This window comes from Streptomyces griseofuscus (genome assembly GCF_014673495.1).
GTDB classification, from domain to species: Bacteria; Actinomycetota; Actinomycetes; order Streptomycetales; family Streptomycetaceae; genus Streptomyces; species Streptomyces murinus.
The window spans coordinates 8,300,190-8,309,195 of record NZ_CP051006.1 but is presented as its reverse complement, the minus strand read 5'-3'; the positions used below and the strand labels follow the sequence as shown (position 1 = coordinate 8,309,195).

Below are 9,006 nucleotides of genomic sequence, written 5' to 3'. Positions count from 1 at the left end.
CGCGGCACAGGCGATCGGTGCGACCGAGGCGGCAACGGGTTGCGGTGTGGCCCCAGTTTCGGTCCCGCGGCAGCGCCCCGCCGCTGTGGCGGATCAGTTTTAGGGGAATCCCCAAGGGTGGAATCCCGGCGGCCGGAATTTTCTAAGGAGAACCCTAGGGGCGGTCATGAGACAACTGCACGTCATACAGCCTTCCCCAGTTCTCCTCCGATGACGAGGTCCGAGGATTTTCATGGTGCATTCGCAAGCTGCCGAGAATCCCTCGGCCCAGCCTTTTCCCACGGCGCGCCCCGCGGGTTGTCCTTTCGACCCGCCCGCTCCCTTCGCGCGAGCACGCGCCGAATGCCCGATCACCCCGCTGCGCTACCCCGACGGGCACATCGGGCAACTGGTCACCGGTCTGGAGACCGCGCGGTCCGTGCTGGCGGACACTCGGTTCAGTTCGCTGCCCGCCGGGAAGCGCTCGCCGGTGAAGGTGCCCGGTTCGGAGCTGAGCACCGACGCGCTGCCCGCGGGGATGTTCGTCAATATGGACCCGCCCGAGCACACCCGCTACCGCCGGCTGCTGAGCAAGCACTTCACCATCCGGCGGGTACGGGAACTCCGGCCACGCATACAGGAGTTGACGGACCGTCTGCTGGACGAGATGGCGAGCGCGAGCGGCCCCGTCGATCTCGTCCAGGCCTTCGCCAAGCCCCTGCCCACACTGGTCACCTCGGAACTGCTCGGCCTGCCGGAGGCGGACCGCGCGGAGTTCGGGCGCCATGTGGACGTGCTCTTCAGCCTCTCCACCACCGGGGAGGAGATGCAGCAGTCGATGGCGATCCTCGGCGGCATGCTCCACGCCCTGATCGCGGCCGCGCGCAAGGACGCGGGCCCGGACATCCTGGGCAGGCTCACCGTGGAGACGGACCTGACCGACGAGGAGCTGCTCGGGATCACGATCGTCCTGCTCATCGCCGGTCTGGAGACCACCACCAACATGCTGGCGCTGGGCACCTACGCCCTGCTGCGCCACTCCGAGCAGCTGGCCGCGCTGCGCGCCGACTGGTCGCTGATGGACGACGCGGTCGAGGAACTGCTGCGCTACCTCAGCGTGGTGCAGATCGGGCCGATCCGCGTGGCCGCCGAGGACTTCGAGTTCGAGGGGCGGTCGATCCGCGCGGGCCAGGTCGTCACGGTGTCGCTGCCCGCGGCCAACCGTGACCCGCTGGGCTTCGAGGACCCCGACACCTTCGACATCCGCCGCGGCCCGTCCCGGCACATGGCCTTCGGCAACGGCCCCCACCAGTGCATGGGGCACCACCTGGCCCGGCTCGAACTCGCCATCGGCTACGAGTCGTTGCTGCGCCGCTTCCCCCGCCTGGAACTTGCCGTGCCGCCCCAGGAGATCGGCACCCGGGAGATGATGGTGACGTACGGCGTCCTCGAACTGCCGGTGCGCTGGTGAGGGGCGGCCCGGTGACCCGGATCGAGATCGAGATGGACCTCTGCTGCGGCGCGGGAGCCTGCGTCCTCGCCGCCCCGGCGGTCTTCGACCAGAACGACGACGACGGCACGGTGATCCTCCTCGACGCCACTCCCCCGGCCGACCAGCGGGAGGCGGCGCAGGAGGCGGCCGCGCGGTGTCCGACGTCGGCGATCAGGGTCGTATGACCACATGGCCGGGGACCACTTGGCCGAGCCGTCGACGGATGACTCGCCCGTCGGCGGCACCGGGCTGACGGCGCGTCGCCGGAGCGCACACGGTCGCGTTCCCGGCGGTTCCGCTCGGTGGCAGCTTTTCCCTCCCCCGCACCGACGGCGCCCGTCCCCGGCTCGCGCTCTGCCGTAACCGGACCGGGTCGTAATGGATTTGACGGCCCGTGCCCGTTGCCGGTAGTCGTCGACGCGGACAGCACCGAGGCATCGGTCACGGCGTGGGGCGCCGGCTGCCGTACGGGGGAGGGCATCATGCATGCTTGGGGCTGGATACTTCTGCTCGCTCTGGTCGCCGTGGCCGCGGTCGGCAGACAGCTCTACCGGTATCCGGGCGGCTGGAAGTTCGCCTTCGCCTCGGAGTACGGCGCCGCGCGCCGTGATCTCGACCGTGCGCGCAGTGCCGTGAGCGGCCTGGAGCGTACCGCGCGCAAGGAGCTGGCCGGTGCGCGCGGTGCTGTCGACGCCGCCGCCACCGCCCACCGGCGCCGGGTGCGTGACGCCGAGGAGCACCTCGCGCGGCTGAGCGACCCCGGCCGCGGGGGCTACCGCGCCGAACTCGGCGCTCTGTCCCTCTACGAACACGTTCTCGCGGTCTCGACCGACGACTTCAGCGGAGATCTGCCCCTGCACGAGATCGCCGTCCGCTCCGACCACACGAGGACGGCCGGCCACCTCTACCTGATCGGTCCGGACGGACGCCAGCATCTGGTGACCTATGCCACGGCCGGCATCGCGGAGGAGCATGTCCGCAAGTTCGTCGTCGACATCCACAACGCCATCGCCACCGCCAAGTCGTTCCAACGGGATCGGCCCGCCCAGCTCCGGCAGGCGAAGGCCGACCTGCGCCAGGCCATGAACGACACTTCCGCGCAAGAGAGTGCCCGGCTGCGCCTCGAACAGGTCACCGCCCGGCAGGGCAGTGACCCCCGCATCCCCGCGGCGCGCAAGGAACTCGCCGCCGCTCACGACCGCTGGCAGGAACTCACCGGGCACCGCCCCTACTGACCGGCCACCGCGGACTGCCCGCCCGCCGGTGCGAGACGCGCCAACAGCAGGTCCGGCGCGGGGGAATCGAGGGCGAGCGAGCGGAACCCGAGGACTCGGCCGCCGCCCTCCTCGCCACCGACGGCTACGCGGCTCGTCCCAAAGCTCGGTCAACTCCTCGCCCCGCGCCCGGCATGGACGGGCGAGAGCCGATATCCGTCCTGGTGGCGGACCACATGACCGGCCGTGGGCGGCGCGAAGTGGGTGCCCAGGAGGAGGGTGTCCGAGCCGGCGAGGGAGGCGAGCAGGGCCCGCCGCGAGGCCTCGGACCGGCGCGGGTCGATGTCGACGCAGGCGCCGATGGCGGGGTGGGCGAACTGGACCGGGTGGTGGATGCAGTCACCGGTGATCAGGGCCGTCCGGCCTTGGCTGGTCAGCTCGACGGCCACGTGTCCCGGGGTGTGTCCAGGGGTGGGCAGCAGGCGCAGGCCCGGGAGGATGTCGGCGCCCCCGGCGGGGACGTCGACGAGGTCGAGCAGCCCTGCCTCCTCGACGGGGATCACGGAGTCCCGGAACATCTGCGCGCGTGCCTCCTCCATGTCGTACCCGGTCCAGAACTCCCGCTCGGTGCGTGAGGTCAGATAACGGGCGTTCGGGAATGTCGGGACCCAACGGCCGTCCGACTTACGTGTGTTCCAGCCGACGTGGTCGGCGTGCAGGTGGGTGAGGACCACCAGGTCGACCGAGTCCGGGGGGAATCCGGCGGCGGTGAGATCGCGCAGGTAGTCGGTGTCCAGGTCGTGCCAGGCGGGGTTGGCCCGTTCCTTGCCGTTGCCGATGCCGGTGTCGACCAGGACGCGCAGGCCACCGAGGGTGAACGCGAAGCTGTGGCTGTCCAGGCGCAGGATGCCCTCGTCGTCGGCGAAGTGGGGGCGCAGCCAGTCCTGCGCGGCGACGAGGTCCGGGGTGGCGTCGGGCAGCAGCCAGGTTCCGGTCGCGGGCGGCAGAAGGACCTCGTCAACGCGGTGGACGGTGACGTCACCCAGGGTCCAGGAGGGGGCGGGCGTCGGGGTGGGGGTCGGCTGAGTACTCATGATCCTTCTGTCCTTCGGGGACGACTCGGGCACGGCGAGTCGGGAGCTAAAAGCTATGCGTTTGCTTTAAGGCAAGGTAGCCCCTACGGTGAGCTAACGCAATTGGTTAGCTTTTAGCGCTGAGGGGCGCTCTGGGCCGCTTCAGTCCGAGGACCCCGGAAACGGAACACCCATGCCCGACACAGCACTCACCCCGCCCGAGGCGGCCCGCTGGGCCGCCCGTGCCGGGCTCCCGCTGCCCGCCGACCGCCATGCCGCGGTCGCGGCCACCGCCGACCACATCCACTCCGTGGTCTCGCTCCTGCGCGAGCTGGACTTCGGTGAGACCGTGCCCGCCGCCGCCTACCGAGCGGGACAGGAGGCACACGATGCGACCGTATGAACTGTCTCTGACCGCGGCCGCCGAAGCGATCCGGACCCGGCAGCTGTCCCCCGTCGAGCTGGCCGACTCGGTCCTGGAGCGCATCGCGCACTTGGAGCCGCGGCTTCAGGCCTACGTCACCGTCACCGCCGGGCGCGCCCGCGAGGCCGCCCGTGAAGCGGAACGCGACATCGTGGCCGGCCGCCGTCTCGGCCCGCTGCACGGCATCCCCATGGGCGTCAAAGATCTGATCGATGTCGCGGGTACGGCGACAAGCGCCGGCTCCCGGGTCCGTGCCGATCACCGCGCGCAGGGCGACAGCACGGTCGCCGCGCGCCTGGCGGCGGCCGGTGCGGTCCTGCTGGGCAAGACGCAGACGCACGAGTTCGCCTACGGCCTGACCACCCCGCAGACCAACAACGCCTGGGACACCGGCCGGGTCGCCGGCGGCTCCAGCGGCGGATCCGCGGTCGCCGTCGCCGCCGGCATGGCGACCTTCGCCCTGGGCACCGACACCGGCGGCTCCATCAGGGTGCCCTCCGCGCTCAACGGGGTGGTCGGACTCAAGCCGACGTACGGCCTCCTCCCGCGGCACGGCGTCACGTCCCTGTCCTGGTCGCTGGACCACGTCGGCCCGATCACCCGCACCGTCGAGGACGCGTCCCTGGTCCTGACCGCCCTGGCCGAGCACGACCCGCGCGACCCCGCCTCGCTGCCCACACCCGCCACGGACTACCGGCCGGACGCGGGCACGGATCTGACGGGGCTGCGGGTCGGTGTGCCGCGCAACTACTACTTCGACCACGTCGACCCCGAGGTCGAAGCCGCTGTCCGGCGCGCCGTCGACCAGCTCCAGGCCCTCGGCGCACGCCTCGTCGAGGTCGAGATCCCCATGACCCGCTACATCCAGGCCACCCACTGGGGTCTGATGGTGCCCGAGGCCACCGCCTACCACGAGGCCACCCTGCGTACGGTCCCCGAGCTCTACCAGGCCGATGTCCGGATCCTGCTCGAAGCCGGCGAGCTGATGACCGCCGGGGACTATCTGCGCGCTCAGCGTTCCCGCACCCTCATGCGGCAGGAGTGGGCCCGCATGTTGCGGGAGGTCGACCTCATCGCCGCCCCCACCGTCCCGGCGACCGCGGTCAGGGCCGGTCAGGAGACCATCACCTGGGCCGACGGCACCGTCGAGGGTGTCTCCGACGCCTACGTACGTCTGTCGTCCCCGGCCAACATCACCGGGATCCCTTCCCTGTCCGTACCGGTCGGCCAGGATGCCGCGGGGCTGCCGATCGGTATGCAGTTGCTCGGGCGACCGCTCCAGGAGAGCGTGCTCCTGCGGGCCGGCCACGCCTACGAGCAGACCCAGCCGGCCCGGGACCTCGCGCGGGTGCGGGCGGCTCACTGAAGCAACTATTTCGCTTTAAAGTAGGTGTCATGAGCAGGCAGATGGTTCGCCCCGGGGGACGCAGCGCCCGGGTCCAGGCATCGGTGCATACGGCCGTGCGTGAACTCGCCTCGGAGGTGGGCCGCGACGCCCTGACGGTACCGATGATCGCCCAGCGTGCGGGCGTGACGCCCTCGACGGTCTACCGACGCTGGGGCGATCTCCAGGAGCTGCTGTCGGACGTGGCGGTCGAACGGCTGCGGCCCGAGACCGCGCCCGGGGATCACGGCGCCCTGGCCGCCGATCTCACGGCCTGGGCCGAGCAGTTCCTCGACGAGATGTCCTCCCCCGCCGGCCGCGCCTACATCCGTGACGCTCTCCTCGGCGACCCGGACGGCGGCAACGCAGGCCAGTGCTCCGCCTACGCCGCGGAACAGATCGACGTCATCCTCACCCGCGCGTCCCAACGCGGGGAGAAGGTCCCCGACGTCGAGACGGTCATCGACCACGTCGTCGCCCCGCTGATGTACCGCATCCTCTTCCGCCCGGACGGACTCGGCGCCGCCTACGCGCACCGGCTCGTGACAGCGGCCCTCGACCCGACCGGCCGATGACCGCCGGGCGCCCGAAGTCACCGCGGCCGGATTCTCCTCCAGGCGCGGGACCTCGGGCAACGGCGTCGACGGGGCCTAGGCCGACATCGTCCGGATGCCCTTGCTGACGGTGGCCGTCACCGCCGCGACCACGACCAGGGCCGGGAAGACCAGCATGGCCGGCCCCGGACTCCAGTGGGCCAGCAGCGCGCCGGCCAGGACGGGGGCGAGGGCGGCGGCCGAGCCGGCGGCGAGCAGGACGCCGCTGACCACGCGGCCCTGTAAGCGGTCGGGGGTGACGGCGGCCTGGCGGCCGAAGAGGGTGGCGTTCGCGGTGGGGCCGAGGAAGACGGCGGCGGCCAGCGGCACCGCGGCAAGGACGGAGCCGGACAGCAGTGTGCTGACGGCCATCAGCGCGGCGGTCACCCAGCACAGCAGGGTGATCAGGACGGGCAGCCGCAGACGCCGCTGGAGTGCCGGGGCGGCGAAGGCCCCGAGGAGGCCGCCGAGCGCGAAGATCGCACCGGCGAGACCCACCAGGACCGGTGCCACGCCCGCCCGGCGCAGGGCGAGGGTCATCGCGAAGATCATGCCGGTGAAGGCCATGTTCAGCGGAGCGGCGATCGCCAGCAGGGCCCGCAGGAACGGATGTCCCAGCAGGAAGCGCAGCCCCTCCGCGGTGGACGCGCCGATGGGCGCCGCCACCTCCTTGCGGGGCTCCTGGAGCGGCCGCCTGATCCAGCAGACGGCCGCCAGGGAGACCAGGAAGCTCAGCGCGTTGCCCAGGAAGGGCAGGAAACGGCCGAGCCCGAACAGCAGGCCGCCCAGCGGTGGCCCGGCCAGCGACACGCCGTAGGTCCGCGCCTCGTTGCGGGCGACGGCGGAGGCGAGCTGGTCCGGGCGGACCAGGCTGCGTACCGAGGCGTGTTCGGCGGTGCTGAAGACGGCGGTGGCGGCGGAGCCGGCGATCACCACCGCGAGGATCACCGGCAGGCGGGCGGCGCCCGTCAGGACCGCCCAGCCGAGCAGGGCGTACACGGCGATCCGCAGCGTGTCGCAGACGATCATCAGCCGACGCCGGTCGAACCGGTCCGCGAGGACACCGGCCGGCAGTCGGCACACCAGGGTGGTGACGAGCCCGGCGGTGCCGACGACCCCGGCCCGTGTCGGGGACCCGGTCTGCTGCAACACCAGTAGGGGGAGGGCCAGGTCGACCATGGCGCCGCCCAGATCGGACAGGGACTGTCCGGCCCACAGCAGGTTGAAGTCGCGGTTGCGCCACAGCCCCGGCCGCGGGCCGGTGTCCGCGACCCCGGCGGCCTCATCGGCGAGCGGCGGCCGACTCATCCCGCCTCCCCGGCACTCGCCGCCCCAGTCAGTCCCTCGCCGGTCGCCGCCCCAGCCGGCCCCTCGCCACCCGCAACCCCAGCCAAGCCCTCGCCGATCTTCGCCCCGGCCGGGCCCTCGCCGCCCACAACCCCGGCCAGGTTCCCGCCACTCACCGCCCCCACCGTGCCCGTCGCACCCCGCGCCCCGGCCGGCCCCGCGCCACCCACAACCCCAGCCAGACCCTCGCCACCCGCCGCCCCGGCCGTGCCCGTCGCACCCCGCGCCCCGGCCGGGCCTACGCCACCCACAACCCCAGCCAAGCCCTCGCCACCCGTCGCCCCAGCCGAGACCTCACCACCCACAACCCCGGCCAGATCCTCGCCACTCACCGCCCCCACCGTGCCCGTCACACCCCGCGCACCGGCCGTGCCCGTCGCGCCCCGCGCACCGGCCGGCCCCTCGCCGCCCACAACCCCGGCCAGGTACTCGCCACTCGCCGCCCCCACCCTGTCCGTCGCACCCGGCGCTCCCGTCAGGCCCTCGGCACCCCGCGCTCCGGCGGGCGGTGAGCCGTCCGTCGTGCCGGCTCCGGGCGCCGGGGTCTGCGCGGTGGCCTCGACGGCCGTACGCGAAGCCCCTTCCGACCCGCCCTGCGCCGTGGGGATGACCAGCAGCTTCGTCACGGAGCCGTCGTCGCCGACGACATCGCGCAGATAGCGGAAGCCCAGGCGGCGGCACATGGCCAGGCTGGCGGTGTTCTCGGCGCCGACCATGCCGTACGCCTCGGTGAGCCCGAGGTTCTCGGCGGCGTGCCGGAGCAGGCCGCGGACCGCCTCGCCGCCCAGTCCCCGGCCCCAGTAACCGGGGGCGAGGGCGGTGACGAGTTCATGGCCCTCGACGTTGCCGGTCGGCTTCACCTCGGCGTGGCCGATGTAGCGGCCCGCCAGCCACAGGCCCCAGACGTCGAACCGTCCCTGGGGGTAGATGTCGGTGAGGATCGCGCGGAACACCTCGCGGATCTGCGGTTCGGGCACGAGGTCCTGGCCCATCCAGCGGCACACCTCCTCGTCGCGCAGCAACTCGACGAAGACGTCCTCGTGTTCTGGCCGGTAGGGGAGGAACTCCAGGCGTTCGGTGCGCAGTTCGGGGGTCATGACGGGCTCCTCGGGAGTGGTGGGGTGAGGCCGAGGGCGGTGGGGCGCCGGTGCGGCGGTTTTGTGCGTGGGGGGAGTGTGGGGTGCGGCGCGCCGCCGGGCCGACACACGGGCGGCCCGGCGGACGGTTGCGGGTACGACAGGTCAGGCGCCCGCGTTCTCCATGCGCTCGCGCAGGCTCTTGGGCCGCATGTCGGTCCACACCTCGTCGACATAGGCGGAGCACTCGGCCTCGGTGCCCTCCTTGCCGACGGGCTGCCAGCCGGCGGGCACCTCGATGTCGACGGGCCACAGGGAGTACTGCTCCTCGTCGTTGCGCAGCACCTGGTAGCGGGTGTTCTCGTCCATGTCGTTCTCCTCGGGGTTCGGTTCGGGTGGGAGGGCTGGAAGCGGTGTGCGGGTG

General features: G+C 72.4%; 10 protein-coding genes. 6 read left to right on the top strand and 4 right to left on the bottom strand.

Annotated features, from left to right (window positions below):
- Window positions 1-232: 232 nt before the first annotated feature.
- The 3 genes from HEP81_RS37550 (at window position 233) to HEP81_RS37540 (ending at window position 2,706) form a co-directional block, all read left to right on the top strand.
- Window positions 233-1,450: a cytochrome P450 gene (locus tag HEP81_RS37550; protein ID WP_037656760.1), complete on the top strand. Its 1,218-nt coding sequence runs from the start codon at window positions 233-235 to the stop codon at window positions 1,448-1,450.
- Between the two features lie 11 nt (window positions 1,451-1,461).
- Window positions 1,462-1,656, top strand: a complete 195-nt coding sequence (locus HEP81_RS37545) for a ferredoxin (protein ID WP_256641318.1) — start codon at window positions 1,462-1,464, stop codon at window positions 1,654-1,656.
- Window positions 1,657-1,953: 297 nt separating this feature from the next.
- A complete protein-coding gene (locus tag HEP81_RS37540; protein WP_154823973.1) occupies window positions 1,954-2,706 on the top strand; it encodes a hypothetical protein in 753 nt (250 codons plus the stop codon).
- A 149-nt stretch (window positions 2,707-2,855) separates the two neighbouring features.
- Here the strand turns inward: HEP81_RS37540 and HEP81_RS37535 are convergent, their stop codons facing one another.
- Window positions 2,856-3,779, bottom strand: coding sequence for an MBL fold metallo-hydrolase (locus tag HEP81_RS37535; protein ID WP_037656763.1), 924 nt, complete (start codon window positions 3,777-3,779; stop codon window positions 2,856-2,858).
- Between the two features lie 172 nt (window positions 3,780-3,951).
- On the opposite strand from HEP81_RS37535, the gene HEP81_RS37530 reads away from it, so the two are divergent.
- The 3 genes from HEP81_RS37530 to HEP81_RS37520 are packed head-to-tail and all read left to right on the top strand — an operon-like array spanning window position 3,952 to window position 6,141.
- Window positions 3,952-4,161 carry a hypothetical protein gene (locus tag HEP81_RS37530; protein WP_037656765.1) on the top strand — a complete coding sequence of 70 codons (210 nt, stop codon included), beginning with the start codon at window positions 3,952-3,954 and terminating at the stop codon, window positions 4,159-4,161.
- On the top strand, window positions 4,148-5,548 hold the full coding sequence (locus HEP81_RS37525; protein ID WP_037656767.1) for an amidase: 1,401 nt from the start codon (window positions 4,148-4,150) through the stop codon (window positions 5,546-5,548). Before HEP81_RS37530 ends, HEP81_RS37525 begins: the two co-directional genes overlap by 14 nt.
- 29 nt (window positions 5,549-5,577) lie before the next feature.
- Entirely contained in the window at window positions 5,578-6,141 is a 564-nt protein-coding gene (locus HEP81_RS37520) for a TetR/AcrR family transcriptional regulator (protein ID WP_190276071.1), read from the top strand.
- A gap of 75 nt (window positions 6,142-6,216) precedes the next feature.
- Here the strand turns inward: HEP81_RS37520 and HEP81_RS37515 are convergent, their stop codons facing one another.
- The 3 genes from HEP81_RS37515 to HEP81_RS37505 form a co-directional block, all read right to left on the bottom strand.
- Entirely contained in the window at window positions 6,217-7,467 is a 1,251-nt protein-coding gene (locus HEP81_RS37515; protein WP_078967410.1) for an MFS transporter, read from the bottom strand.
- Window positions 7,464-8,603, bottom strand: a complete 1,140-nt coding sequence (locus tag HEP81_RS41905; RefSeq protein WP_243279729.1) for a GNAT family N-acetyltransferase — start codon at window positions 8,601-8,603, stop codon at window positions 7,464-7,466. Before HEP81_RS41905 ends, HEP81_RS37515 begins: the two co-directional genes overlap by 4 nt.
- A 144-nt stretch (window positions 8,604-8,747) precedes the next feature.
- On the bottom strand, window positions 8,748-8,951 hold the full coding sequence (locus tag HEP81_RS37505; RefSeq protein WP_014676677.1) for an MbtH family protein: 204 nt from the start codon (window positions 8,949-8,951) through the stop codon (window positions 8,748-8,750).
- Between the last annotated feature and the right edge of the window lie 55 nt (window positions 8,952-9,006).